The 25,087-nt window shown below is 75.3% G+C and carries 19 protein-coding genes and 1 rRNA gene; 12 read left to right on the top strand and 8 right to left on the bottom strand.

Features of this window, described 5'->3' with window-relative positions:
• Positions 1-159: 159 nt before the first annotated feature.
• A 5S ribosomal RNA gene (rrf, locus tag ACZ7LB_RS07770) occupies positions 160-276 on the top strand.
• Between the two features lie 210 nt (positions 277-486).
• Here the strand turns inward: rrf and ACZ7LB_RS07765 are convergent.
• The 5 genes from ACZ7LB_RS07765 to ACZ7LB_RS07745 are packed head-to-tail and all read right to left on the bottom strand — an operon-like array spanning position 487 to position 6,157.
• Positions 487-1,797 carry a DUF58 domain-containing protein gene (locus tag ACZ7LB_RS07765; protein ID WP_471466047.1) on the bottom strand — a complete coding sequence of 437 codons (1,311 nt, stop codon included), beginning with the start codon at positions 1,795-1,797 and terminating at the stop codon, positions 487-489.
• Complete coding sequence (locus ACZ7LB_RS07760) at positions 1,797-2,789, bottom strand: AAA family ATPase (RefSeq protein WP_471466045.1); 993 nt, start codon at positions 2,787-2,789, stop codon at positions 1,797-1,799. The genes ACZ7LB_RS07765 and ACZ7LB_RS07760 overlap by 1 nt, the downstream gene beginning before the upstream one ends.
• Positions 2,786-3,997, bottom strand: a complete 1,212-nt coding sequence (locus tag ACZ7LB_RS07755) for a DUF4350 domain-containing protein (protein WP_471466043.1) — start codon at positions 3,995-3,997, stop codon at positions 2,786-2,788. Before ACZ7LB_RS07755 ends, ACZ7LB_RS07760 begins: the two co-directional genes overlap by 4 nt.
• A complete protein-coding gene (locus ACZ7LB_RS07750; protein ID WP_471466041.1) occupies positions 3,994-4,848 on the bottom strand; it encodes a DUF4129 domain-containing protein in 855 nt (284 codons plus the stop codon). The genes ACZ7LB_RS07755 and ACZ7LB_RS07750 overlap by 4 nt, the downstream gene beginning before the upstream one ends.
• 4 nt (positions 4,849-4,852) lie before the next feature.
• Positions 4,853-6,157, bottom strand: a complete 1,305-nt coding sequence (locus ACZ7LB_RS07745; RefSeq protein ID WP_471466039.1) for a glycerophosphoryl diester phosphodiesterase membrane domain-containing protein — start codon at positions 6,155-6,157, stop codon at positions 4,853-4,855.
• Positions 6,158-6,327: 170 nt separating this feature from the next.
• On the opposite strand from ACZ7LB_RS07745, the gene mtnA reads away from it, so the two are divergent.
• From mtnA to ACZ7LB_RS07705, 8 genes are all read left to right on the top strand, one after another.
• Complete coding sequence (mtnA, locus tag ACZ7LB_RS07740; RefSeq protein WP_471466038.1) at positions 6,328-7,416, top strand: S-methyl-5-thioribose-1-phosphate isomerase; 1,089 nt, start codon at positions 6,328-6,330, stop codon at positions 7,414-7,416.
• 338 nt (positions 7,417-7,754) lie between these two features.
• On the top strand, positions 7,755-8,204 hold the full coding sequence (locus ACZ7LB_RS07735; protein WP_471466036.1) for a hypothetical protein: 450 nt from the start codon (positions 7,755-7,757) through the stop codon (positions 8,202-8,204).
• Between the two features lie 246 nt (positions 8,205-8,450).
• Positions 8,451-9,140 carry a two-component system response regulator MtrA gene (gene mtrA, locus ACZ7LB_RS07730; RefSeq protein WP_009188938.1) on the top strand — a complete coding sequence of 230 codons (690 nt, stop codon included), beginning with the start codon at positions 8,451-8,453 and terminating at the stop codon, positions 9,138-9,140.
• 1 nt (position 9,141) lies between these two features.
• The gene (mtrB, locus tag ACZ7LB_RS07725) at positions 9,142-11,205 is read left to right on the top strand and encodes an MtrAB system histidine kinase MtrB (protein ID WP_471466034.1); all 2,064 of its coding nucleotides are present in this window, start codon (positions 9,142-9,144) and stop codon (positions 11,203-11,205) included.
• A gap of 235 nt (positions 11,206-11,440) precedes the next feature.
• Positions 11,441-13,186: an LpqB family beta-propeller domain-containing protein gene (locus ACZ7LB_RS07720; protein ID WP_471466072.1), complete on the top strand. Its 1,746-nt coding sequence runs from the start codon at positions 11,441-11,443 to the stop codon at positions 13,184-13,186.
• Positions 13,187-13,613: 427 nt separating this feature from the next.
• The gene (locus ACZ7LB_RS07715; RefSeq protein ID WP_471466032.1) at positions 13,614-14,495 is read left to right on the top strand and encodes a ComF family protein; all 882 of its coding nucleotides are present in this window, start codon (positions 13,614-13,616) and stop codon (positions 14,493-14,495) included.
• Between the two features lie 316 nt (positions 14,496-14,811).
• A complete protein-coding gene (gene hpf, locus ACZ7LB_RS07710) occupies positions 14,812-15,504 on the top strand; it encodes a ribosome hibernation-promoting factor, HPF/YfiA family (protein ID WP_471466030.1) in 693 nt (230 codons plus the stop codon).
• Between the two features lie 242 nt (positions 15,505-15,746).
• Positions 15,747-16,493: a response regulator gene (locus ACZ7LB_RS07705; protein WP_471466028.1), complete on the top strand. Its 747-nt coding sequence runs from the start codon at positions 15,747-15,749 to the stop codon at positions 16,491-16,493.
• A gap of 141 nt (positions 16,494-16,634) precedes the next feature.
• On the opposite strand, the gene ACZ7LB_RS07700 is transcribed toward ACZ7LB_RS07705, so the two are convergent.
• Together ACZ7LB_RS07700 and ACZ7LB_RS07695 are read right to left on the bottom strand one after the other, a co-directional pair.
• Positions 16,635-17,810, bottom strand: coding sequence for a winged helix-turn-helix domain-containing protein (locus ACZ7LB_RS07700; protein ID WP_471466026.1), 1,176 nt, complete (start codon positions 17,808-17,810; stop codon positions 16,635-16,637).
• Positions 17,811-18,062: 252 nt separating this feature from the next.
• A complete protein-coding gene (locus ACZ7LB_RS07695; RefSeq protein ID WP_471466024.1) occupies positions 18,063-18,632 on the bottom strand; it encodes a GNAT family N-acetyltransferase in 570 nt (189 codons plus the stop codon).
• 281 nt (positions 18,633-18,913) lie between these two features.
• Here ACZ7LB_RS07695 and secA point away from each other — a divergent pair, with 281 nt between their 5' ends.
• The gene (gene secA / locus ACZ7LB_RS07690; RefSeq protein WP_471466022.1) at positions 18,914-21,760 is read left to right on the top strand and encodes a preprotein translocase subunit SecA; all 2,847 of its coding nucleotides are present in this window, start codon (positions 18,914-18,916) and stop codon (positions 21,758-21,760) included.
• 1,024 nt (positions 21,761-22,784) lie between these two features.
• Here the strand turns inward: secA and ACZ7LB_RS07685 are convergent.
• Complete coding sequence (locus tag ACZ7LB_RS07685; RefSeq protein WP_471466021.1) at positions 22,785-23,465, bottom strand: Rv3235 family protein; 681 nt, start codon at positions 23,463-23,465, stop codon at positions 22,785-22,787.
• Positions 23,466-23,782: 317 nt separating this feature from the next.
• Between ACZ7LB_RS07685 and ACZ7LB_RS07680 the strand changes: the two genes are divergently transcribed.
• Both ACZ7LB_RS07680 and ACZ7LB_RS07675 read left to right on the top strand, forming a co-directional pair.
• Positions 23,783-24,289, top strand: coding sequence for a DUF6912 family protein (locus tag ACZ7LB_RS07680; protein ID WP_471466019.1), 507 nt, complete (start codon positions 23,783-23,785; stop codon positions 24,287-24,289).
• 58 nt (positions 24,290-24,347) lie between these two features.
• On the top strand, positions 24,348-25,016 hold the full coding sequence (locus tag ACZ7LB_RS07675; protein WP_471466018.1) for an HAD family hydrolase: 669 nt from the start codon (positions 24,348-24,350) through the stop codon (positions 25,014-25,016).
• The last annotated feature ends 71 nt before the right edge of the window (positions 25,017-25,087 follow it).

Raw genomic sequence — 25,087 nt, 5'->3', positions numbered from 1 at the left:
GTTGATAGGCCAGATATGGAAGCACCGTGAGGTGTGGAGTTGACTGGTACTAATAGGCCGAGGGCTTGTCCTCAGTTGCTCGCGTCCACTGTGTTGGTTCTGAAACCACGAACAACCGGCCCCTGATTTTCCGGGGTTTCGGGTTGTGTTTCATAGTGTTTCGGTGGTCATAGCGTAGGGGAAACGCCCGGTTACATTCCGAACCCGGAAGCTAAGCTCTACAGCGCCGATGGTACTGCAGGGGGGACCCTGTGGGAGAGTAGGACGCCGCCGAACAATTGTTGGGGAAAGCCCCGCACCTGATGGTGCGGGGCTTTTCCGCGTTCAGGGCCCTTTTCGCGGAGGGGGCTTCCACCGGGCCACCGTGTTCTCGGTGTTCTCGGCGGTTTCGGCGCTCTCGTTCTTCTTCGCGTTCTCCCGTTCCCCCGGCGCCCGGCCCGCCCGCGGGCCCGCGGACGATGCCTCCGGGGCGGCCGTTCCGCCGCCTCAGAGCCGTCCCGCCGCCTTCAGTTCCAGATAGGCGTCCGCCAGGGCCGGGGGGAGCCGGTCGGGGGTCGCGTCGACGACCACGACCCCGTGCCGGCGGAGCCGCTCGGCGGTGCGGTGGCGGTCCGCCTCGGCCCGGGCGCCCGCCGCGGCCTCGTAGACGGCCTCCGTGCTGCCGCGGGACGCCGCCATCCGGGCGACGAAGGGGTCCGCGACGGCCGCCACCAGGACCGTGTGGCGCCGGGTGAGGCGGGCCAGGACGGGCAGCAGGCCCTCCTCGACCGGCGCCGCGTCGAGCGTCGTGAACAGGACGACGAGGGAACGGCGGGAGGCCGTCCGCAGGGCCGTCACCGTGAGCCCCCGGGCATCGGTCTCCAGCAGCTCGGGCTCCAGCGTCGCCATCGCGTCCACCAGGGACGGCAGCATGTCCCGGGCCGTCCTGCCCTGGACCAGCGCCCGCACCCGGCGGTCGTAGGCGAGCAGGTCGACGCGGTCGCCGGCCCGGGAGGCCAGGGCGGCCAGGAGGAGTGCCGCGTCCATCGAGGCGTCCAGGCGGGGGGCGTCCCCCACCCGGCCCGCCGAGGTGCGGCCGGTGTCCAGGACCAGCAGGATGTGCCGGTCCCGCTCGGGGCGCCAGGTGCGCACCGCCACGGCCGACGTGCGGGCGGTGGCACGCCAGTCGATGGACCGGGTGTCGTCGCCCGGCACGTACTCGCGCAGACTGTCGAACTCGGTGCCCCGACCACGGGTCAGGACGCTGGTGCGGCCGTCGAGTTCACGGAGCCGGGACAGCTTCGACGGCAGGTGCTTGCGGCTGGTGAACGGCGGCAGCACCCGCACCGTCCACGGCACCCGGTGGGTGCCCTGGCGGGCGGCCAGCCCCAGGGGCCCGTAGGAGCGGATCGTGACGCGGTCCGCCCGGCGGTCGCCCCGGCGGGTCGGCCGCAGCCGGGTGACCACGCGGCGGCGTTCACCGGGCGGCACGGCCAGCCGGTGCCGGGAGCCCTCCGTCTCCGTCCCCGGGAGCCAGCTGCTGGGCGGCCAGGCGTCGCGGAGCCGGGCCCGCAGCGGGCGCCCGGACGGATTGGTCACCGTCAGCGTGAGGTCCACCGTCTCGCCCAGCCGGGCGGAGGTGTCACCGGAGCGCTCCAGGAGCAGCCGCCGGACCGGGGCGGCCAGGGCGTAGTCGCAGGCGCACGCCACCGCCAGCGGCGCGTTGACGGCGAGGACGCCGGCCCAGCCCGGGGCCCAGACGCCGACGGGGACCGAGCCCAGGGCCGCGATCAGCGCGGTGCGACCGGTGAGCGCCATCAGCGCGGCACGGGGACGTGGGCGAGGACCGCGTTGATCACGGAGTCCGTGGTGACGCCCTCCATCTCGGCCTCCGGGCGGAGCTGGACGCGGTGCCGGAGCGTCGGCAGGGCCAGGGCCTTCACGTCGTCCGGGGTGACGTAGTCGCGGCCCGTCAGCCAGGCCCAGGCCCGGGACGTGGCGAGCAGGGCGGTGGCGCCGCGCGGCGACACGCCGAGCGCGAGGGACGGCGACTCGCGGGTCGCCCGGCAGATGTCGACCACATAGGCGGTGATCCCCGGGTGGACCGTGGTCGCGGCGACCTCCGCGCGGGCGGCCTCCAGATCGGCCGCGTCCGCCACCGGGCGCACCCCGGCGGCGCGCAGGTCGCGCGGGTCGAAGCCGGTGGCGTGGCGGGTGAGGACGTCGATCTCGTCCTGGCGGGAGGGGAGCGGGACGGTGAGCTTGAGGAGGAAGCGGTCGAGCTGCGCCTCTGGCAGGGGGTAGGTGCCCTCGTACTCGATCGGGTTCTGGGTGGCCGCGACGAGGAACGGCTCGGGGAGCGGGCGGGGCGTGCCGTCGACGGTGACCTGGCGCTCCTCCATGGCCTCCAGGAGGGACGACTGCGTCTTCGGGGGCGTGCGGTTGATCTCGTCGGCCAGCAGCAGGTTGGTGAAGACCGGGCCGGGCTGGAAGGAGAACTCGGCGGTGCGGGCGTCGTAGACGAGGGAGCCGGTCACGTCGCTGGGCATCAGGTCCGGGGTGAACTGGACCCGCTTGGTGCCGACCTCCAGGGCGGCGGCCAGGGCGCGGACGAGAAGGGTCTTGGCGACGCCGGGGACGCCCTCCAGGAGGACGTGGCCCCGGCACAGCAGCGCGACGACGAGGCCGGTCACGGCGGCGTCCTGGCCGACCACGGCCTTGGCGATCTCGGTGCGCAGGGCCTCCAGGGCGGCGCGGGGGCCGCCCGGGTCCCCGGCCCGCCCGGTGGTGTCGGTGGTCGGATCCGTCATGGACGGCGTACCTCACTTTCGAGGGCGTCGAGTCGGTCGGCCAGGGCGATGAGTGCCGCGTCGTCGGTGGGCGGCGGGCCGAAGAGGAGGGTGTGCAGGGAGCGTCCGTCGCCGTGCAGTTGGACGGTCAGCGCGGTGATCAGGGCCTCGGGCGCGTGGGCCCGGGCCACGGGGACGCCCACGAGGGGGGCGAGGCGGGTGCGGGCGGTGGAGCGGAGGGCGGCTGCCGCGCGGTCGCGGGCGTCGGCCCTGCGGTAGAGGCGGGCGCGGCCCTCGGCGGTCTCCGAGGCGCGGACGACCACGGGGAGCCTCTCGGGCACCAGGGGGCCGAGCCGCCGGGCCCGCCAGAGGGCGGCCAGGACGGCGGCGACGAGGAGTTGCAGGGTGCCCCAGAGCCAGCCGGAGGGGAGCAGGTCGAAGAAGCCGCGTTCGCCGTCCGCGGCGGTGCCGTCGGACAGCGAGGGGAGGTACCAGACGAGGTGGTCGCGGGAGCCGAGGAGCTGGAGGGCGAGTGAGGCGTTGCCGTGGTCGGCGAGGGAGCGGTTGGTGAGGAGCGCGCTCCCGCCGAGGACGACGGTGTCGCCGGTGGCCCCGGCCCGCCCGGTGCCGCCCGCGGTCTCGGGGAGGACCAGCAGGGTGGCGGGGCCGTCGCCGGGGTAGCAGGCGTCGGCGGACGGGTCGTCGCTGGTGTAGCGCAGGGGGCCGGTGTCGGCGGTGCCGGCGCGGCGGGCGGCGGGCAGGTCGCAGCCGGGGGCGAGGGGGGAGCGGGTGGCGGGCGCCGGGTCGGTGGTGACGCCGGGGGCGAGGTGCCGGACGGTGGTGTCGCCGGGGGCCACGAGGACGGTGCGGCCGCCGGCGCGAGCGGTCGTGGAGCGCAGCGCGGTCCGCTGCTGTTCCGTCAGCCGGTCGGGCACGGCGACCAGGAGGGTGGTGTCGGGGCCGGCCGCGGCGCGGGCCTCGGCCAGGGTGGTGACGACACGGGTGGCCACGCCCCGGTCGGCGAGGAGTCCGGCGACGGCACGGCTGCCGCCGGGGTCGGCGGAGCGGGGGTCGAGCGCGCCGTGCCGGGCGTCGGAGCGGACGAGGGCGATGACCACGGCGGCGGCCAGCAGCAGCACCAGCGCGAGGACGATGCCCCGGGCGCGGACCCACATCTGGCGGGCGCCCGGCTGGACGGAGGTGGCCGCGGGCGCGGTCCGGGTGGTCATCGGGCGGCTCCCCCTCGGGTGCCGGGACGCGTGCCGCCGGGGCCGGATCCGTCGTGGCCCGGGCCGCCCCGGCCGTCGTTCCCGCCGTCCGTGCCGGTGCCGGTGCCGGTGCCGGTGCTGGTGGCGGCGGCGGTCGCGAGCCGCGGTCTGCTGTGCTCCAGCTCGGCGTCGAGCGCGGTCAGCCGCCGGTACGCGGCTTCCGTGCCGGGACGTCCGCCGTAGGCGACGTCGTCGAAATCCCGGGCGGCGGCGCGGAGCCGGACCCGGTGGGCGGGCAGGGCGCGGCCCGCCTCCACCGCCGCCTCGTCGGCCGTGCGGCCGGGGCGGACGTCGAGGAGGGCGCGTTCCTCCAGGGCGCGGACGACGGCGCGCATGCGCTCCCGGACGGCGAGGTCCCAGTGGCCCCGGGCGGCGTGGGCCCCGGCGGCGGCCCGGTGGCCGGCCGCGGTGCGGGGACGGTCGCCGAACAGGGCGGGGGAGGAGGCGGGCGGGCGGCGCGGGGTGCCCAGCCGCCACCAGAGGGCGCCGAGCACGGCCAGGACGGCCACGACCACGACGACCAGACCGGCCGCCCCGCCCGGAGTCGCGGTGGACGCGGTGGTGAACAGCGCGTCGACCCACTTCCAGAAGGCGCTGAGCGCGCGTTCGAACCAGTTGGGGTCGTTCTCGTGGTAGATCCGTCTGGCCAGCTCGCGCCGCGCGGCCTCCCGAGCGGGGTCCCTCGGGACGCTCAGCGGCGGCCCGTCGCCCTGGCCGGCCGGTGCCCGCGCGAGGAGCCCGCCGACGCGCGGCGACGCCCGTACGGCGGCGTGCGGCAGCGCCTCGGTGAGGACTCCCCCCGCGGGACTCACCGCATCAGCTCCCCGGGACGGCGCCGGGGGCGCCGGATTCCGTGAGGCCCGCGGCGCGGACCAGTTCGAGGTCGAGGGCCTCGCGGCGGATGCGCTGGTCGATGTACAGGAGCACGGTGACACCGGCGGTGATCGGGAAGGTGACCATGGAGCCGATCACCGAGCCGACGCCGCTGATCACGAGGAAGGTCCAGCCGAGGTCGCCGCCGCCCTCCAGGTAACCGCCGACGCCGTCGCCGCCGAGGGTCGCGCCGAGGAAGGCGAAGGGCAGGACGATGATCGCGGACAGGACGCTGGCGATGATCCCCGCGAGGAGCTGGATGCCGAAGACCCGCCACCAGGAGCCGCGGACCAGCTTCATGGAGCGGCCCATGGCCTTCCTGATGCCCTGCTTCTCCAGCATCAGGGCGGGGGAGGCCAGGGAGAGCCGGATCATCAGCCAGGCGACGACCACACCGGCCGCGAGGAGGAAGAGGGACGCGAGCGCCATGGCGCCGTCGCTTCCCCCGGAGCGGGCCACGAACAGGGTGGGCGCGACGCCGGCCAGGACGATGCCGAAGACGATCAGCAGCAGCAGGAGGACGAGGCCGAACAGCTTCGCCGTCCGGGGGCGGGCGTCCTGCCACGCCTCCTTCGCGCTCACCCGGCGGCCCAGCACCGCGCGGCTGGTGACCGTGGTCAGCAGGGCGGTGGCGACGACGGTGCCGAGCAGGGTGATCAGGAGGACGACGAGCGAGTCGATGGTGGAGTCGGTGACCGCGGAGCCGAGTTCGCTCAGCGTGGCGTCGGGATCGCCGAGCGCCCCGGTGTCGGTGTCCAGCACGAAGCCCCGGAGCAGGACGACGATGATCTCCGTGAAGACGGCGACGCTCAGGGAGATGCCGAGGACGGTGCGCCAGTGGGCGCGCATCGTGGAGACCGCGCCGTCGAGGATCTCCCCGACGCCGAGCGGGCGCAGCGGGATCACGCCGGGCCTGGCCGCCGGGGGCGGACCGCCCCAGCCGCCGCCCCACGGGCCGCGGCCACCGGGACCCCGGCCGCCGCCCCAGCCGCCGGGGGGACCGGCGGGCGGCGGGGCGCCCCAGCCGGGGCCGGGCGGCTGGGGCGCCGAGCCGGGGCCCGGGGGAGACGGCGGTGCCGGGGGGCCGGTGGGCGCGGCCCACTGCCCGGGGGGCGGCTGCTCCTTCGACCACTTCGTGCCGGGGGCCGCCGGTTCGCCCTCGGGACGGTCGCCGGGGCCGGTCCCGCCGGTCTCGTGTCCGTCGGACGGGGCCGATCCGGGCGAGGCCCAGCCCGGAGTGTCGTTCATCGTCGCTCCTTCACGGTGCCCGTCCGCGTTCGCGGCGGCAGTGTGTCAGCCATCGTGCCATGGGGCGGCCGGGCGGTGACCGGGCACGGTGGCCCCGGCGCCCCCTCCGCGCCCGTGCGCCCCGCGGTCACGCCCTTCACCCGTCCGGCGGGGAGGGGCAGACTGACCGCATGGCTGATCCGTGCGCGCGACCCGGCGAGGACGAGCGGTCCTCCCCGATCCCGGCCCTGCGCTGGGAGGAACCCCCCGAGGGCCCGGTGCTGGTCCTCCTGGACCAGACGAGACTGCCCTCGGCGGAGGCCGAGCTGGTCTGCGCGGACGTCCCCGCGCTGGTCGGGGCCATCCGCTCGCTCGCCGTGCGCGGCGCTCCGCTGCTCGGCATCGCCGGCGCCTACGGTGTCGCGCTCGCCGCCGCGCGGGGGGCGGACGTGGCGCGGGCCGCCGCCGCGCTGGAGGGCGCCCGGCCCACCGCGGTGAACCTCGGCGTCGGGGTGCGCCGGGCCGGGGACGCGCACCGGGAGGCGCTGGCCCGCACCGGCGACCCCCGGGAGGCCGCCGCCGCCGCGCTGGCCGCCGCCCGGACGCTGCACCGCGAGGACGCCGGGGCCGCCGCCCGGATGGCCGCGCACGGACTGGCGCTGCTGGACGAACTGCTGCCCGGCGGCGGGCACCGCGTCCTCACCCACTGCAACACCGGGGCGCTGGTGTCGGGCGGCGAGGGGACCGCGTTCGCGGTCGCCCTGGCGGCGCACCGCGCGGGGCGGCTGCGGCGGCTCTGGGTGGACGAGACGCGGCCGCTGCTCCAGGGCGCCCGGCTCACGGCGTACGAGGCGGCCCGCAACGGCCTGCCGCACACCCTGCTCACCGACAACGCGGCCGGTTCGCTGCTCGCCGCCGGTGAGGTGGACGCGGTGCTGATCGGGGCGGACCGGATCGCGGCCGACGGCTCGGTCGCCAACAAGGTGGGCAGCTATCCGCTGGCGGTGCTGGCGCGGTACCACCATGTGCCGTTCATCGTGGTGGCACCGGTGACGACGGTGGACCCGGGCACCCCCGACGGGGCGTCGATCGAGGTCGAGCAGCGCCCCGGGCACGAGGTGACGGAGACGGCCGGGGGCGTTCCGGTGGCGCCGCCGGGGACCCCGGCGTACAACCCGGCGTTCGACGTGACCCCGCCCGAGCTGGTGACGGCGCTCGTCACGGAGCAGGGCACGATCTCCCCGGTCACCGCCGCGGCGCTCGCGGCCCTGCGCCGCTGAGATCCGCTCCGGGAGCCCGGATCGCGGGAGCGCGGTGCCCGCGGTCGGGGAGACCGGGGGCGGCCCGGATCGCGTCGGACACGACCGCTACCGGGTCGGGCGGCTCGGCCGGGGGCTGCCTCGTGCCCGGGGAGCGCTGGGCGGGGGCGTACGGGCGAGGGGGCCCGGGCCGGGGCGCCGCGGGGCGTGAGCCCGTGGAGCGGGGCGCGGAGAGCCGTGGGGGACGGAGGCAGGGCGCGCGGAAATCCGTGAGGGGAAGGGCGTACGCCCCCGCTATCCTCGTGCTCCGGCCGGGCCGCCGTCTTCCACCGCCCGCCGGGACGCATACGGGGGATTCGATGGAACGACGGATGGGCACCGTGCTGGCGGTGCCGGCCGTGCTGGGGATGCTCGGCCTGGCCGGGTGCGGTGGTTCCGGGTCGGCGGGGGGAGCCGCGTCCCCCTCCGCGTCGCCCGGGGCGTACTCGCCCGGACCGGCTCCCGCGAAGCCGGTGGGCGACGCGCTCGACGGCTCGTGGGCCGGGGACCTGGCGGTACTCAACATCAGCGGCCACCGGGTCGAGATGCTGGGCGGCCCGAAGCCCTGCGAGGGGACCGTCGCCGTGGAGGAGCACGAGGTCCCCGTCATCCGCCTCGACTGCGACGACCCCGGCGAGGAGCGGACGGTCGGCAAGGTCTGGGGGCTGACCGAGAAGGGCATGTCGGTCGAGTGGAAGGGGCTCGGGGGCGAGATCTTCACGCGCACCGAGTGCGTGGACTGCGGGACCGACCCCGGCTCCCCGGTCTGAGCCGCGGTCCGGCGCGAGGCGGCTCCGGACCGGCGCCCGTGTCCGGGACGGGGCGGTACCGCGACCTCCTCCACCCGGACCCACGACGCCCGCGCGGGGCGCCGCGGCCGGGGAATCCGGCCTCCTCCCCGGGCACCGACGGCGCTCCCCCCGCCCGGCCGAGCAGACAGTAGTGCCGCCGTACGACTATCGTCACGGGTCAGTGAGCTGTCTCACCTGGACCTTCGCCGTCGTTACGAGAATGGGATGATGTCGTTTATGAAGGGACGAGTCCTGGTCGTCGACGACGACACCGCACTGGCCGAGATGCTCGGCATCGTGCTGCGTGGTGAGGGTTTTGAGCCGTCTTTCGTGGCCGACGGCGACAAGGCGCTGGCCGCCTTCCGCGAGGCCAAGCCCGATCTGGTGCTGCTCGACCTGATGCTGCCGGGACGGGACGGCATCGAGGTCTGCCGCCTGATCCGGGCGGAGTCGGGCGTGCCCATCGTGATGCTGACGGCCAAGAGCGACACCGTCGACGTCGTGGTCGGCCTGGAGTCGGGCGCCGACGACTACATCGTCAAGCCGTTCAAGCCGAAGGAGCTGGTGGCCCGTATCCGGGCCCGCCTGCGGCGCTCCGAGGAGCCGGCCCCCGAGCAGCTCGCCATAGGCGACCTGGTCATCGACGTGGCCGGGCACTCCGTGAAGCGGGACGGGCAGTCGATCGCGCTGACCCCGCTCGAGTTCGACCTGCTGGTCGCGCTCGCGCGCAAGCCCTGGCAGGTGTTCACCCGCGAGGTGCTGCTCGAACAGGTCTGGGGCTACCGGCACGCCGCCGACACCCGCCTGGTCAACGTGCATGTGCAGCGGCTGCGCTCCAAGGTCGAGAAGGACCCGGAGAAGCCGGAGATCGTGGTGACCGTCCGCGGCGTCGGTTACAAGGCCGGACCGAGCTGACATGGCCGGGGACAGTGCCGCTCCGGCGCCCGGTCGTCCCGGGGAGAACGCCGGACGGACTGTCGGCCGTCCGCCCAAGGGCTCCCGGTGGGGCCGTCTGCTGGAGGGCGGTCTGCTGCACGGCGGCGTCCAGGGCAGCCCGGTGCTCCGCCTCTTCGTGCGCTGGGTGCGCCGCCCGCTGCTGCCCGTCATGCGGCTGTGGCGGCGCAACATCCAGCTCAAGGTCGTCGCCACCACCCTGCTGATGTCCCTGGGCGTCGTCCTGCTGCTCGGCTTCGTCGTCATCGGCCAGGTCCGCAACGGACTGCTGGAGGCCAAGGTGAAGGCCTCCCAGAGCCAGGCCACCGGCGGTTTCGCGGTGGCCAAGCAGAAGGCCGAGGAGGCGGCGGCCGGGGCGACCGGCGACGACGGCACCCACGGCGACGGGCGCCCCTCGCAGAACGTCATCCAGTGGATGAGCGACCTCGTCAAGTCGCTCTCCAGCGGCGGCCAGGGCGCCTTCGACGTGGTCACCCTGCCCACCGGCGGCGACAGCGGCAGCGGCCGCGGACCGCGCGCCTCCGGCCTGGTCAACTGGTCGGCCAGCATCCCCGAGGAACTGCGCGAGCGGATCGACAGCGCGCCGGGGGCGGCCCAGAGCTACACCCGGATCGTCTACGACTCCAAGGCGCCGTCCCGGCCCGGCCTGGTCATCGGCAAGCAGGTCAGCGATCCCAACAGCGAGCCCTACCAGCTCTACTACCTCTTCCCGCTGACCCAGGAGGAGAAGTCGCTCAGCCTGGTCAAGGGCACCCTGGCGACCGCCGGGCTCTTCGTGGTCGTCCTCCTGGGCGCCATCGCCTGGCTCGTCGTGCGGCAGGTCGTCACGCCCGTCCGGATGGCGGCGAGCATCGCGGAGAGGCTGTCCGCCGGGCGGCTCCAGGAACGGATGAAGGTCACCGGCGAGGACGACATCGCCCGCCTCGGCGAGGCCTTCAACAAGATGGCGCAGAACCTCCAGCTCAAGATCAGCCAGCTCGAGGACCTGTCGCGGATGCAGCGGCGGTTCGTCTCGGACGTCTCGCACGAGCTGCGGACCCCGCTGACCACGGTGCGGATGGCGGCCGACGTCATCCACGACGCGCGGGTCGACTTCGATCCGGTCACCGCGCGGTCGGCGGAGCTGCTCGCGGACCAGCTCGACCGGTTCGAGACCCTGCTCGCGGACCTGCTGGAGATCAGCCGCTTCGACGCGGGCGCGGCGGCCCTGGAGGCGGACGCGACCGACCTCCGCGAGGTGGTCCGCCGCGTCGTCAGCGGGGCCGAGCCGCTCGCGGAGCGCAAGGGCACCCGGATACGCGTCGTCGGCGACCAGCAGCCCGTCGTCGCGGAGGCGGACGCCCGGCGCGTGGAGCGGGTGCTGCGCAACCTCGTCGTCAACGCCGTCGAGCACGGCGAGGGCAGGGACGTCGTCGTCAGGCTGGCCGCGGCCGGCGGCGCGGTCGCCGTCGCGGTGCGCGACTACGGCGTCGGCCTGAAGCCCGGCGAGGCCGCCCGGGTCTTCAGCCGCTTCTGGCGGGCCGACCCGGCCCGCGCGCGCACCACCGGCGGTACCGGACTGGGCCTGTCCATCGCCCTGGAGGACGCGCGGCTGCACGGCGGCTGGCTCCAGGCGTGGGGCGAGCCCGGGGGCGGTTCGCAGTTCCGGCTGACGCTGCCCCGGACGGCGGACGAGCCGCTGCGAGGTTCCCCGATACCGCTGGAGCCCAAGGACTCCCGGCGCAACAGCGAGCGCGCCGGCGCGGGGCGGGCACCGGACGGCGGCAGGGCGGCCGGGGTGCCGGCCCAGCCGGCGCCCGACCGGGCGCCCTCGGCCGGGACGCGGGGGCCGATACCGGCGCGGCCCGGTGCCGTCGCCGCCACGGCCGATCCCACGGCGCTGCCCGGCAACGGGGCGCGGGTGGTGCCGCGGCCGGTGTCGGGGACGGCGGGACAGGACGGTCCGGACGGTCCCGGGGCGGCGAGCCGCCCGGAGGACGGGTCCGGCGGGGTGGACAGGCAGGGGGAGGCATCTCGTGGGCGCTGACCGCCGGAGCGCGGGCACCGGGCACCGGGGCGCGCGCGGCGACGGCCGGAACCTCGGCGACGGGCGGGACCTCGGCGACGGGCGGGACCCGGGCGGCGGGCGCCGCGACGGGGCCGCCGCCGGCCGCGGCGGGATCTTCGGAGGCCGGACCGGCGGCCCGACGGGCCGGGGGGCGGCGGGCCGCGCGGCGGCGTACGCGGTCTGCGGTGCCGTCCTGCTGTCCGGCTGCGCGTCGATGCCCGACCGGGGGGACCTGCGCGGCGTGGAGTCGACGCCGCGGCAGGACCCGCAGGTGCGGGTGTTCGCGATGCCCCCGGCCGACGGTGCCCCGCCGTCCGCGATCGTGCAGGGCTTCCTGGAGGCCCTGACCAGCAACGACCCCCGTTTCGAGACGGCCCGCAAGTACCTGACGGCCGACGCGTCGCGGACCTGGCGGCCGGAGGAGACCACCACGGTGCTCGCGGGCGGCCCCAGCACCGAGGCGGAGCCGCCGGGCAACCGGGAGCAGACGGGCGACTACGCCGTCACCCTCACCGGCACCCGGGTCGCCACGGTGGACGCGCGGCAGTCGTACACGCCCGCGCGGGGCACCTACCGCCAGTCGGTGCACCTCACCAAGGACGGCAAGACCCGGCAGTGGCGGATCGACGCGCTGCCGCAGGGCGTCGTCATGGGCAAGTCGGACTTCCAGCGCACCTACATGTCGGTCAACAAGTACTACTTCGCCGCGAACAGCGGCCCGCAGGCCGAGGAGGAGACGTCCCGGCAGCCGGCGGCCGTCGCCGACCCCGTCTACGTGCGCCGGCTCGTGGACCCGATGACCCAGGTGGTGCGGTCGCTGATCAGCGGCCCGGCCCGGGCGCTCGGCCCGGTGGTGCGGTCCGGCTTCCCGAGCGGCACGGCGCTCGCCGACGGCGTCACCGCGCTGACGCCCGACGACCGCAACCGGCTGACGGTGCCGCTGAACGACCGGGCGGCCCGCGTCGGCGGGAGCCAGTGCCACGAGATGGCGGCCCAGCTCCTCTTCACGCTGCGCGGGGTGACCCCGGCGGTCGACGAGGTCGAGCTGACCTCGGGCGGGCGCCGGGTCTGCGAGCTGTCCGGGGACCGGGCGGACGCGGTGGCGACGCGCGGCTCCGCGCACCGGCCGGACCACCTCTACTTCCTCGACGGCAAGCACCGGCTGGTGCGGATCGCCGCGGGCGGCAACGCCAACCGGGCCGAACCGGTGCCCGGCGCGCTGGGCGAGGGCGCCACGTCCCTGCGGTCGGTGGCGGTCTCGCGCGACGAGCGCACGGCGGCCGCGACCGGGCTCGACGGGCGGTACCTGTACGTCGGGACGCTGGTGCCGGGCGGTTCGCGCGGGGAGCCGGTGCTGTCCAGCGGGGGCCGGGCCGAGAAGGACCGCCTGACGGCGCCGAGCTGGGACGCGCGGGGCGGGCTGTGGATCGCCGACCGCGACCCGGAGTCGCCGCGCCTGCTGGTGCTCAAGGACGGTGCCGGGGACCCGGTGCAGGTGCGGACACCGGGCCTGAAGGGGCGCATCACGGCGGTGCGGGTGGCCGCCGACGGGGTGCGGATCGCGCTGATCGTGGAGGACGGCGGCCGGCGGTCGCTGCTCATCGGACGGATCGAGCGGGACCAGCGGCCGGCCGAGGAGCCGCGGATCACCGTGGTCGGGCTGCGCACCGCGACACCGGAGCTGGAGGAGGTCACGGCCATGTCCTGGGCCGGTGACAGCCGTCTGGTGGTGGCCGGGCGCGAGCGCGGCGGCGTGCAGCAGATCGGCTACGTCCAGGTGGACGGCTCCACCCCCGAGGCGTCGGTGCCGGCCGCGCTGACCGGGGTCAAGGAGATCGCCTCGACCGAGGACGAGCGGCGGCCCCTGGTGGCCTGCTCCGAGAACCTGATCGTGCGGCTGCCCTCCGGGATGCAGTGGCAGAAGGTCGCGGAGGGGACGGCACCGGTCTATCCGGGCTGACCCGCGCGACGGGGCTGGCCCGCGCGACGGGGGCGGCGCCGGGTTGACGGCCCCGGCCCGTCCGGGGCGGGCGGGGCCGGGGTGCCGGGCGACCGTCGGCCGGGCGGGTGCGGGACCGCCCCGGTCCGCGCCGGGAGGGGCGGTCGGACGTCCGCCGGGGAGGGCCCGGGTGTCCACCGGGAGGGAGTCCGGGTGTCCGCCGGGAGGGGTCCGTGGTTTGTGGTCCGTCCCGGCGGGAGGCTGCCGGGCGGGCGGCCGAAGGGCGGCCGGGGCTCCTGCCGGGCGGGCGTCGGGGCTCCTGCCGGGAAGGCGCGGGCCGGTGCGAGGAAACCGTGCGGACGTGCCGCTTCCGGCCGTCCGCCGGGTTGTCCACAGGGGGTTTTCCACAGGGGTGGCCGGGCGTCCGGGGCGTTGGCACAGTGGGGCCATGAGCGGATGGTGGCGGGAGCTGGAGGACCTGGTGCTGCCGGCCGAGTGCGCCGGCTGCGGCAGGGCCCGTACGGTGCTGTGCCGCCGGTGCCGGGCGGCGCTGGGCGGGGCGGCGCCCGGCAGGGTCCGGCCGCGGCCCGCGCCGCCCGGCCTGCCCGTGGTGCACGCGGCGGCCCGGTACGGGGACGAGGTGCGGGCGGTGCTGCTGGCGCACAAGGAGCGGGGCGCGCTGCCCCTGGCGGTCCCGCTCGGCGCGGCGCTGGCGGGAGCGGTGCGGGCCGGGCTGCCCGGGGCGTGGGCGGGGGGCCGGGGCGCGGGGTGGCGGGCGCCGGTGGTGCTGGTGCCGGTGCCGTCGGCACGCCGCGCGGTGCGGGCCCGGGGCCACGACCCGGCGCGGCGCATCGCCCTGGCCGCGGCGGGCGAGCTGCGGCGCGGCGGAACCCCGGCCCGGGTTCTCGCCGTGCTGCGGCAGCGGCGGGCGGTGGCCGACCAGGCCGGGCTGGGCGCGCGGCACCGGCGGGACAATCTGGCCGGTGCGCTGGGGGTCTCCCCGGGCGGGGCGGGGCTGCTGTGCGGGGCGGGCCCGGTCGTCCTCGTCGACGATCTGATGACCACGGGCGCCTCGCTGGCGGAGGCGGCGCGCGCCGTGCGGGCCGCCGTGGCCGAGCGGAGCGGCGGGGCCGGCGCATACCGGGCGGTAAGGGGGAGATCGTCTGTGTACACCCCGGGGACGGGGGAAGGCAGAGAAGGACGGAGGGTACGGCCGGGGACGGCCGGTCCGGACGGAGGTGGTGCGGTGGTCCGCGGGGTGGCCGAGGTGGTGACCGGCGCGGCCGTCGTCGCCGCTTCACCGGATTCCTTTGAAATAAACCGGAACTGATGAAGAACTTCTGACGTTGCAGGTAATGAGGGTCCGATTTCATCGGAACGGAGGTACGCGGCAGTAGAGGGTGACGATTCGCCTCCGGTCGAGATATGTTCGGTTCAGAGGAAAAGCCGCAGGCCAGACCTCCCTGAATGACTATGCCGTGCCGCGGGTATTCGCCGTTCATCACCCGCATTGGTGGCGTGGAGAACCCGCCCGCGGGGCAGGAGGTGGAAGTCACCGAGTCCGAGGTTCCGGGGCCTACCGGAACCTGGTGCGAAAGGGAGATGCTCCGCCGTCGGAGCGGAGCGATCCGGGAACGGAGTTCTGCGTGGACATCGTCGTCAAGGGCCGCAAGACCGAGGTGCCCGAGCGGTTCCGGAAGCACGTGGCCGAGAAGCTGAACCTGGAGAAGATCCAGAAGCTCGATGGCAAGGTGATCAGCCTCGACGTCGAGGTGTCCAAGGAGCCCAACCCCCGCCAGGCCGACCGCAGTGACCGGGTGGAGATCACGCTCCGTTCGCGCGGTCCGGTGATCCGGGCGGAGGCGGCGGCGAGTGACGCGTACGCGGCGCTCGACCTGGCCGCGGAGAAGCTCGGCGCCCGGCTGCGCAAGCAGCACGACAAGCGGTACTCGCGGCGCGGGACGCGCCGGATCCCGGCGGCGGAGGTCGCCGACCGCGTCCCCGACGCGGCGACGCTCAACGGCAACGGGGCCCTCGTGGAGTCCGGGGGCGAGGAGGGCGTGCCGACGAAGAGGATCGGATCGCTGGAGGTGCAGGGCGACGGCCCGCTGGTCGTCCGCGAGAAGACCCACGTCGCGGCCCCGATGAGCCTCGACCAGGCGCTCTACGAGATGGAGCTGGTCGGGCACGACTTCTATCTGTTCGTCGACTCCGAGTCCAAGGAGCCCAGCGTCGTCTACCGGCGGCACGCGTACGACTACGGTGTGATCCACCTGAGCACGGACACGATGGTCGCCCTGGAGCCCGCTCCGGAGGCGGGTGACGCGCTCGGCGGCTGACGACGGCCGGTGAAGACCGCGGTACCCGTGCCCCCGGTGGCGTGTGCGCCCCCGGGGGCACCGGTGTGCGACGCCGTGCGACGGTCCGCCCGGGTGTGCTACCACTCGGCGGGCCGTTCCGTCGCTCCCGGGTCGGCCGGACATGGAATCATGACCGCAAACGGCCCAACACGTGGGTCTTTGCTCTGGGTTGGCGATGGCTCAGGACCACGCGGGGGCCACAGCCTTCAGGGGGAGGAACGATGGCGGACAGCTTCGGACCGATGCGGAACGGATGCGTCGACGAAGATGTCGTCGGCAGGGGCCCGGACGCGGGCCCGGCACGGGCGGAACCGATCAGGGTCCTGGTCGTGGACGACCACGCCCTGTTCCGCCGCGGTCTGGAGATCGTGCTCGCCGCCGAGGAGGACATCCAGGTCGTCGGGGAGGCCGGGGACGGCGCCGAGGCCGTGGAGAAGGCCGCCGACCTGCTGCCGGACATCATCCTGATGGATGTGCGGATGCCCAGGCGGGGCGGCATCGAGGCCTGCACCTCCATCAAGGAGGTGGCCCCCAGCGCCAAGATCATCATGCTGACGATCTCCGACGAGGAGGCCGACCTCTACGACGCGATCAAGGCGGGCGCGACCGGCTACCTCCTCAAGGAGATCTCCACGGACGAGGTGGCCACCGCGATCCGCGCGGTGGCCGACGGGCAGTCGCAGATCAGCCCGTCGATGGCGTCGAAGCTGCTCACCGAGTTCAAGTCGATGATCCAGCGCACCGACGAGCGCCGGCTGGTGCCCGCGCCCCGGCTCACCGACCGCGAGCTGGAGGTCCTCAAGCTGGTCGCCACGGGGATGAACAACCGGGACATCGCCAAGCAGCTGTTCATCTCCGAGAACACCGTGAAGAACCATGTGCGCAACATCCTGGAGAAGCTGCAGCTCCACTCCCGGATGGAGGCCGTGGTGTACGCGATGCGGGAGAAGATCCTGGAGATCCGCTGAGCCCGCCGCCCCCGGCCCCCTCCGGGGACGCCCCCGGCCGTCCTCCCGGGAGGGGCCGCCGCCCGGCCGCCGCCCCCGGCTTCCGGGTCCGGCCTCACCCGCCCCGGGGCCGGTCCCGGCGCCGGCCGCCGCCCCGCCCGGTCAGCCGAGGAGGCGGGCCAGCTCCCTGGTGAGCGGCTCGCGCAGCTCCGGGGCCTCGACGCGCTCCAGCCGCACGTCGACGCAGTCCACCCAGCTCGCCGCCTCCGTCAGCGCGCGGGCCGCCGCCGGGGCCGCCCCCGCACCGTCCAGCGTGATCTGCTTGACGACCAGCGTGCGGCCCTCGCGGGCCGGGTCGACCCGGCCGACCAGCCGCCCGCCCGCCAGCACCGGCATCGCGAAGTAGCCGTGCACCCGCTTCTGCTTGGGCACATAGGCCTCCAGGCGGTGGGTGAAGCCGAAGATCCGCTCGGTGCGCGCCCGCTCCCACACCAGGGAGTCGAACGGCGACAGCAGCGTGGTGCGGTGCCGGCCGCGCGGGACCGTCTCCAGGGCCGCCGGGTCGGCCCAGGCGGGCCGCCCCCAGCCCGCCACCGTCACCGGCACCAGGCCCGAGTCCGCGATCACGGCGTCGACCTGCTCGCCCCGCAGCCGGTGGTAGTCGGCGATGTCCGCCCGGGTGCCGACGCCCAGGGCACGGCCCGCCAGGGCCACCAGGCGGCGGACGCACTCGGCGTCGTCCAGGTCGTCGTGGAGCAGCGCGTCGGGGACGGCGCGCTCGGCGAGGTCGTACACCCGCTTCCAGCCGCGCCGCTCGACGCAGACCACCTCGCCGTACATCAGGGCGCGTTCGACGGCGATCTTGGTGCCCGACCAGTCCCACCACTCGCTGGTGCGCTTGGCGCCGCCCAGATCGGTCGCGGTGAGCGGGCCCTCGGCCCGCAGCTGCCCGATGACCTGGTCGTAGACACCGTCGGGGAGCGCGTGGTTCCAGTGCGGGCGGTCGCGGTGGGCGCGGCGGCGGAAGGCGAAGTGGGGCCACTCCTCGACCGGCAGCAGACAGGCGGCGTGCGACCAGTACTCGAAGCTGCGGGTGTCCTTCCAGTAGGCGTCCTCGACGGTCCGGCGGCCCACCGCGCCCAGCCGGGCGTAGGGGACCAGCTCGTGGGAGCGGGCGAGGACGGAGATGGTGTCGAGCTGCACCGCGCCGAGGTGGCGGAGGACGCCGCGGACGCCCGCGCGGCGGTCGGGGGCGCCGAGCAGGCCCTGGGCGCGCAGGGCGATGCGGCGGGCCTCGTCGGCGGACAGTTCCGTGGCGGGGGGCGGAAGGGTCGTCATGCGAGTGCACGATAAGGGGTCCCGCAGACAGTCGGCGTCCGTCCGGGAGGAGGCGCCGGGGACCGCCCGGGGTACCCTCCGGACCGCCGCCGGGACCGCCGCCCGGTCGTCGTCCCGCCGCCCGCCGCCCGGTCGTCGTCCCGCCGCCCGCCGCCCGGTCGTCGTCCGGCCCGCCGCCCGCAGCCCGTCGCCTCATCGTCCCGCCCGGTCACGGCCCGCTGCCCGCCGCCCGGTCACGGCCCCGCCGCCCGGTCACCGTCCGGCGGGCACGTACGGGGCGGCCGGGGTGAGGGAGAGGTCCGAGGGGAGCAGGGAGGCGATCCAGCAGTCGCGGCGGACCCCGCGGTGCTCCAGCCCGGCCCGCAGCGTGCCCTCGGGGGCGAACCCGGCGCGCAGCGCCACCGCGCGGGACGCCTCGTTGCCCGCCTCGGCGCGCCACTCCAGGCGGCCGAGCCCCCGCTCGGTGAACGCCCAGCGGGCGAGGGCGACGACCGCCTCGGTGACGTAGCCGTGCCCGCGGTGCTCCTCGGTGCACCAGAAACCGATCTCGCCCGCGCCCGGCGACCGCATCGTCACGCCGGTCATCCCCACCAGCTCGCCGGTCGGGAGGAAGAGGCCGAGGACGCATTCCGAGCCGTCGGCCCAGCCGTTGGGCACGATCTCCTCGGTGAAGACCCGCGCGTGTTCCGGCAGGTAGGGGGAGGGGACCAGCGTCCAGCGCTGGATGGCCGGGTCCTGGCAGGCGGCGTGCACGGCGGCGGTGTCGCCGGGGCCGGGCGCGCGCAGCACGAGGCGGTCGGTGGTGAGGGTGACGGGCTCCATCAGCGGATGATGCCGGTGGCCGGGCTGCCGGTGCCACCGGGTTCCGCGGGGCGCGAGCGCGCGGTCACGGTTCGTGCAAATCGCCCGCCCGCCGCGGCACCATCCCGGCCCCCGGGACGTTGGACGGGGTGGCGGCGGGCCCGGCCCGGCCGGGAAGGCACAGGGTCCCCATGCGGCAGCCCTCCCGGGGCGGCGGGGTCCTCGCATACGATGGCCGTTGCTCAGATCAGTCACATGGAACCCGACCGTCCCAGGCCCGACCGGCAAGGAGACCAACCCCCGTGTCCGTCCTCCAGAAGATCATGCGTGCAGGCGAAGGCAAGATCCTGCGCAAGCTGCACCGCATCGCGGACCAGGTCAACTCCATCGAAGAGGACTTCGTCGACCTCTCCGACGCCGAGCTGCGGGCCCTCACCGATGAGTACAAGCAGCGCTACGCCGACGGTGAGAGCCTGGACGACCTGCTGCCCGAGGCCTTCGCCACCGTGCGCGAGGCCGCCAAGCGCGCCCTCGGCCAGCGCCACTACGACGTGCAGATCATGGGCGGCGCCGCCCTGCACCTGGGCTACGTGGCCGAGATGAAGACCGGTGAGGGCAAGACCCTCGTCGGCACCCTGCCCGCGTATCTCAACGCCCTGTCCGGCAAGGGCGTCCACATCGTCACGGTCAACGACTACCTGGCCGAGCGCGACTCCGAGATGATGGGCCGCGTCCACAAGTTCCTCGGTCTGACCATCGGCTGCATCCTGGCCAACCAGACGCCGGCCCAGCGCCGCGAGATGTACGGCTGCGACATCACGTACGGCACGAACAACGAGTTCGGCTTCGACTACCTCCGCGACAACATGGCCTGGTCCAAGGACGAACTCGTCCAGCGCGGCCACAACTTCGCCATCGTCGACGAGGTCGACTCGATCCTGGTCGACGAGGCCCGTACGCCGCTGATCATCTCCGGCCCGGCCGACCAGGCCACCAAGTGGTACGGCGACTTCGCCAAGCTGGTCACGCGGCTGAAGCGCGGCGAGGCCGGCAACACCCTCAAGGGCATCGAGGAGACCGGCGACTACGAGGTCGACGAGAAGAAGCGCACGGTCGCCATCCACGAGGCCGGTGTCGCCAAGGTCGAGGACTGGCTCGGCATCGACAACCTCTACGAGTCGGTGAACACCCCCCTCGTCGGCTATCTGAACAACGCCATCAAGGCGAAGGAACTGTTCAAGAAGGACAAGGACTACGTCGTCATCGACGGCGAGGTCATGATCGTCGACGAGCACACCGGCCGCATCCTCGCCGGCCGCCGCTACAACGAGGGCATGCACCAGGCGATCGAGGCGAAGGAGGGGGTGGACATCAAGGACGAGAACCAGACGCTCGCCACGATCACCCTCCAGAACTTCTTCCGCCTCTACAAGCGCCGCGACCACCGCGACAAGGAGGTGCCGGGCCTGTCCGGCATGACCGGTACGGCGATGACCGAGGCCGCCGAGTTCCACCAGATCTACAAGCTCGGCGTGGTGCCCATCCCGACCAACCGGCCGATGGTCCGCAAGGACCAGTCGGACCTGATCTACCGCACCGAGGTCGCCAAGTTCGAGGCGGTCGTCGACGACATCGCGGAGAAGCACGAGAAGGGCCAGCCGATCCTGGTCGGCACCACCTCGGTCGAGAAGTCCGAGTACCTCTCCCAGCAGCTCAGCAAGCGCGGGGTGCAGCACGAGGTGCTGAACGCCAAGCAGCACGAGCGGGAGGCGTCCATCGTCGCCCAGGCGGGCCGCAAGGGCTCCGTCACCGTGGCCACCAACATGGCCGGCCGCGGTACGGACATCAAGCTCGGCGGCAACCCCGAGGACCTCGCGGAGGCGGAGCTGCGCCAGCGCGGCCTCGACCCCGAGGAGCACATCGAGGAGTGGGCCGCCGCGCTGCCCGCCGCCCTGGAGCGGGCCGAGGAGGCGGTGAAGGCGGAGAAGGACGAGGTCGAGAAGCTCGGCGGCCTCTACGTCCTCGGCACCGAGCGGCACGAGTCCCGCCGCATCGACAACCAGCTGCGCGGCCGTTCCGGCCGTCAGGGCGACCCGGGCGAGTCCCGGTTCTACCTCTCCCTCGGCGACGACCTGATGCGCCTGTTCAAGGCCCAGATGGTCGAGCGCGTGATGTCGATGGCCAACGTCCCCGACGACGTGCCGATCGAGAACAAGATGGTCACGCGCGCCATCGCCTCCGCCCAGTCGCAGGTCGAGACCCAGAACTTCGAGACCCGCAAGAACGTCCTGAAGTACGACGAGGTCCTCAACCGCCAGCGCGAGGTCATCTACGGCGAGCGCCGCCGCGTCCTGGAGGGCGAGGACCTCCAGGAGCAGGTGCAGCACTTCATGGACGACACGATCGAGGCCTATGTGCAGGCCGAGACCGCCGAGGGCTTCCCGGAGGACTGGGACCTCGACCGCCTCTGGGGCGCCTTCAAGCAGCTCTACCCGGTGAAGATCACCGTGGAGGAGCTGGAGGAGGCGGCCGGCGAGCGGGCCGGCCTGACCGCCGACTACATCGTGGAGTCCATCAAGGACGACGTCCACGAGCAGTACCAGGAGCGCGAGACACAGCTCGGTTCCGAGATCATGCGGGAGCTGGAGCGCCGGGTCGTGCTGTCGGTCCTGGACCGCAAGTGGCGCGAGCACCTCTACGAGATGGACTACCTCCAGGAGGGCATCGGCCTGCGCGCGATGGCCCAGAAGGACCCGCTGGTCGAGTACCAGCGCGAGGGCTTCGACATGTTCCAGGCCATGATGGACGGCATCAAGGAGGAGTCCATCGGCTACCTGTTCAACCTGGAGGTCCAGGTCGAGCAGCAGGTCGAGGAGGTCCCCGTCGAGGACGCCGCGCCGAGCCTGGAGAAGGGTCCGCAGGACGCCGTTCCGGCCCAGGCCGGGGCGCGCCCCGAGATCCGCGCCAAGGGCCTGGACGCCCCGCAGCGCCGGGACCTGCACTTCTCCGCTCCCACGGTGGACGGCGAGGGCGGTGTCGTCGAGGGTGACTTCGCCACCGACGACGAGCCCGTGCGGTCCGAGACGGACGGGCTCACCCGCGCCGAGCGCCGCAAGCAGGCCAAGGGCGGGCGGCGCCGCAAGAAGTGACGGCTCCGGGGCGGTGAGCTCCCGGCGGGGACGCGGACGCGGTGCGTGCGCGGTGCCGCCGGGCCGCGGTGCCGCCGGGCGGCCCGGCGGGGACGCCGGTGCGACGTGACGACGGGAGGGCCGGGCATCCACGGGGTGCCCGGCCCTCCCGCGTGCGCGACGCCTCCGGGTGCGCTCTCGCGTGCGGATGCGTCAGGGTGTGCTGCCGCGTGCGGGCGACTTCCGGGTGCCGGGCGCTCCTGTGCGCGCGCCGCTTCCGGTGTCCGGTGCTGTCGTGTGCGTGGACCTCCGGGTGTCTGGTTCCTTCCGCGTGTGCGGTTGCCGGGCGCCGGGCGCTCCCTCGTACCGGGCCCCTCCAGGTGTGTGGTCCCTTCGCGTGCTCGATCCCGTTCACGGCTACGGCTACGGCTCCGGCTCCCGGGTGCCCGGTGCTCCGGCGTGTCCGGCCTCACGGGTGTGCGGCGGGCCGAGTGCCCCGCGTTCCGCGTGCGTGGTTCTTTGTGCGCCCGGTGCTCTCGCGTGCGTGGGCCTCGGCGTGCCCGGCGCTTTCGCGTGTGCGGCTCCGGGGAGCCCGGACCGCCGCCCTGGCCGTCCCCCGGCGTGGCATCCGCCGACCCCGGCCGCACCCCGGCCCGGCCCACCGCCCCGGGGTTCCCTCGGCGTCTGTTGTCCCGCACCTCCACGCCCTCGCTGACTCCCGCGCTTCCCCTCGTCCTGCCCCGCTCCGGCACGCGCTGCGGGCGAGCCCCGTACCCGTGGGGTCCGGCACGGGTACGGGCTCCGCAGGGGGCGCCGGACCCCGGGGCCCCCGCGTGCCCGTGCCCCCGTCGTGTTCGCGGGGCCTTGCCCGGCCCGCGCCCCTGCCGTGTTCGAGGGGCACCGCCCGGCCCGCGCCCTCGTCGTGCTCCCGGGGCACTGCCCCGGCTCGCGTCCCCGCCGGGCCTACGGGGAGGGGCCCGGACGCGCCTCGTGCCGCGCGGGCACGGACCCCGGGCGCCCCCGTCGCCGTGTCCACCGCGGGAACTCAGCCGCGGGGGCCGCCGAGTTCGACCGCCGTGCAGCGCCAGCGCAGGTCCTGGCCCCGCTCCAGCCGGAAGGCCATGGCACGCACCCTGTCGCCCGCCCCGATGCGGGCGAAGACCTCCAGCGCGCCGGGGCGGGGCTCGAAGAAGCCGATGTCGCGGACGACGGGATGGGCGCCGCCCCGGGTGCGCAGGGGGCCGCGCTCCGCCAGCAGGGCCAGTTCGTCGTAGGCGCGGCCGACGGTGTGCCGGAGCATCGCGTGCACCGGGCGCCGCCCGCTGAGCACGTCGAGGAGCAGCTCCGCGAAGTGGTCCGTGGGGCGCATCCGGGCCACCGGACGGCGCGGGGACTGCTCGGGGACCCGGGGCACCGCCGGACCGCCGGGCACCCCCGGACCGCCGGACGGCACGGCGTACGGGCCGCCGGAGGGGGCACGGGGCGGGACGCGGGGCGGAGTGCGGGAGGCGCCCGGGGCCGCCGTCGCCGGGCGGGTGTCCGCCGGCCGGGTGCGGGAGCGCGCGCCCCGGCCCGGGGAGCCGGGCGGACGCCCGCCGGACGCCGCGGCCCGGACGGCGCTGCCGCCGGGCCGCCGGGGCGGGACGGCCCCGGCGGGCCCGGGGGAGACGGGGGCGGGCGGGGCGAGGGGCGGGCGGAGCTGGGTCCTGGTCATGACCTTGCGCATGGAACTCCCCGTTCGGCGGCCCGTGGCATACCGGGCGGTAACTTCGTGGTCGTGGATCTTGTACGGGGTGGCGGGGGGTGGCGGCAAGGAGGCTGGAGGGCGGGTCGGCGGGGTCCGGGATTCACCGGTCCGAGTGACGGAGGCACCGATCGGGCCCGCAACCCCGGGGGTGAGCCGGGTGAGTTCCGGGGCGCCGGGTGGACGTCCGGGGGGTGGGCGCGGAAACCCGAAAGGGGACGCCCGCACGTATCCTGAAGGCCCGCCGGGGCGCCTTGGGCGGCCCCGGGGTCCCCGTCCCGACCAGGAAAGCGGCCACCATGCGCGTCTACGTCCCCCTGACCCTCTCCGGCCTTGCGGAGGCGTACCGGACGGGCGGGCTGGGGACCGGGCCGCTCGCCGCCTACGCCGTCACCCCGGAGCTGCGGGCCTGGTGCCGCACGGACGACGTGGAGGAGCTGGAGTACGCCGCCCTGGGCGGGGCCGCACTGGCCTCCCTGCGGCTGCTGGCCGGGGACGCGGGCGCCGCGCGGCGCCGGGTCGTGGTCGCGGCCGACGTGCCCGACGCGGCGGTGGCGGACGCCGGGGCCGGCGCGGACGCGCCGGGCGCGGTGCGGGTCACCGGGGACGTGGCGCTGGACAGGGTGGCGGCGGTGCACGCCGACGACCCCGGCGCCGGGCCCGACGTGGCCGCCGCCGCCGGGGCGCTCGCCGCGGCCGACGGCGGGGACGGCGCGGCGGGGCGCCTGGTGGACGCGGCCGAGGAGCACGAGCTGCTCTGGTTCGCGACGCAGGAGATCCCCGGCCTGGTCGGCTCCGGGGACTGATCGTTTCCGGCGGTCCGGGCCCCTCCTCACCGCCGGGGCCGACGAGTACGTTGGAGACATGCGGACGCGGACAGGGGCACACATCGTCTGGGACTGGAACGGCACGCTGTTCCACGACAACGAGGCGATCATCGCGGCGACGAACGCGGCCTTCGCCGAGATCGGGATGGCGCCGATCACACTGGAGCGGTACCGGGCGCTGTACTGCGTGCCGGTGCCCAAGTTCTACGAACGGCTGCTCGGCCGGCTGCCCACCGAGGCCGAGTGGGAGGTCATGGACGTGGTCTTCCACCGCCACTACACCGAGTACCGGGCGGGCTGCGGGCTCACCGACGGCGCGGCGGAACTGCTCGCCGGATGGCGGTCGGCGGGGCGCAGCCAGTCGATCCTGAGCATGTACGGGCACGACGACCTGGTGCCGCTGGTGCGGGGCATGGGGATCGAGGCGCACTTCACCCGGGTGGACGGGCGGACGGGCCCTTCCGGGGTGAGCAAGGCCGACTCCATGGTGCGCCACCTCGCGGCGCTGGACGGGGTGGAGCCGGGGCGGACGGTCGTCATAGGCGACGCGGCGGACGACGCGGTGGCCGCGCTGGCGGCGGGCGCGCGGGCCGTGCTCTACACCGGGGGCTCGCACCACCGGGCGAGCCTGGAGGGTGTCGGGGTGCCGGTGGTGGACACGCTGGGGGAGGCGGTCGCGGAGGCGGAACGGCTGGCCGGGCGCTGACGCCCCGGCGCCGGGCGCGGGCCTCCCGCCGGTGCCCACCGCCGGGCGCCCCGGACCACGCGCCCCGTCCC

This window comes from Streptomyces sp. NPDC107521 (genome assembly GCF_055598485.1).
The sequence above is the reverse complement of the archived record's forward strand: the minus strand, read 5'-3'. Positions and strand labels throughout refer to the sequence as shown.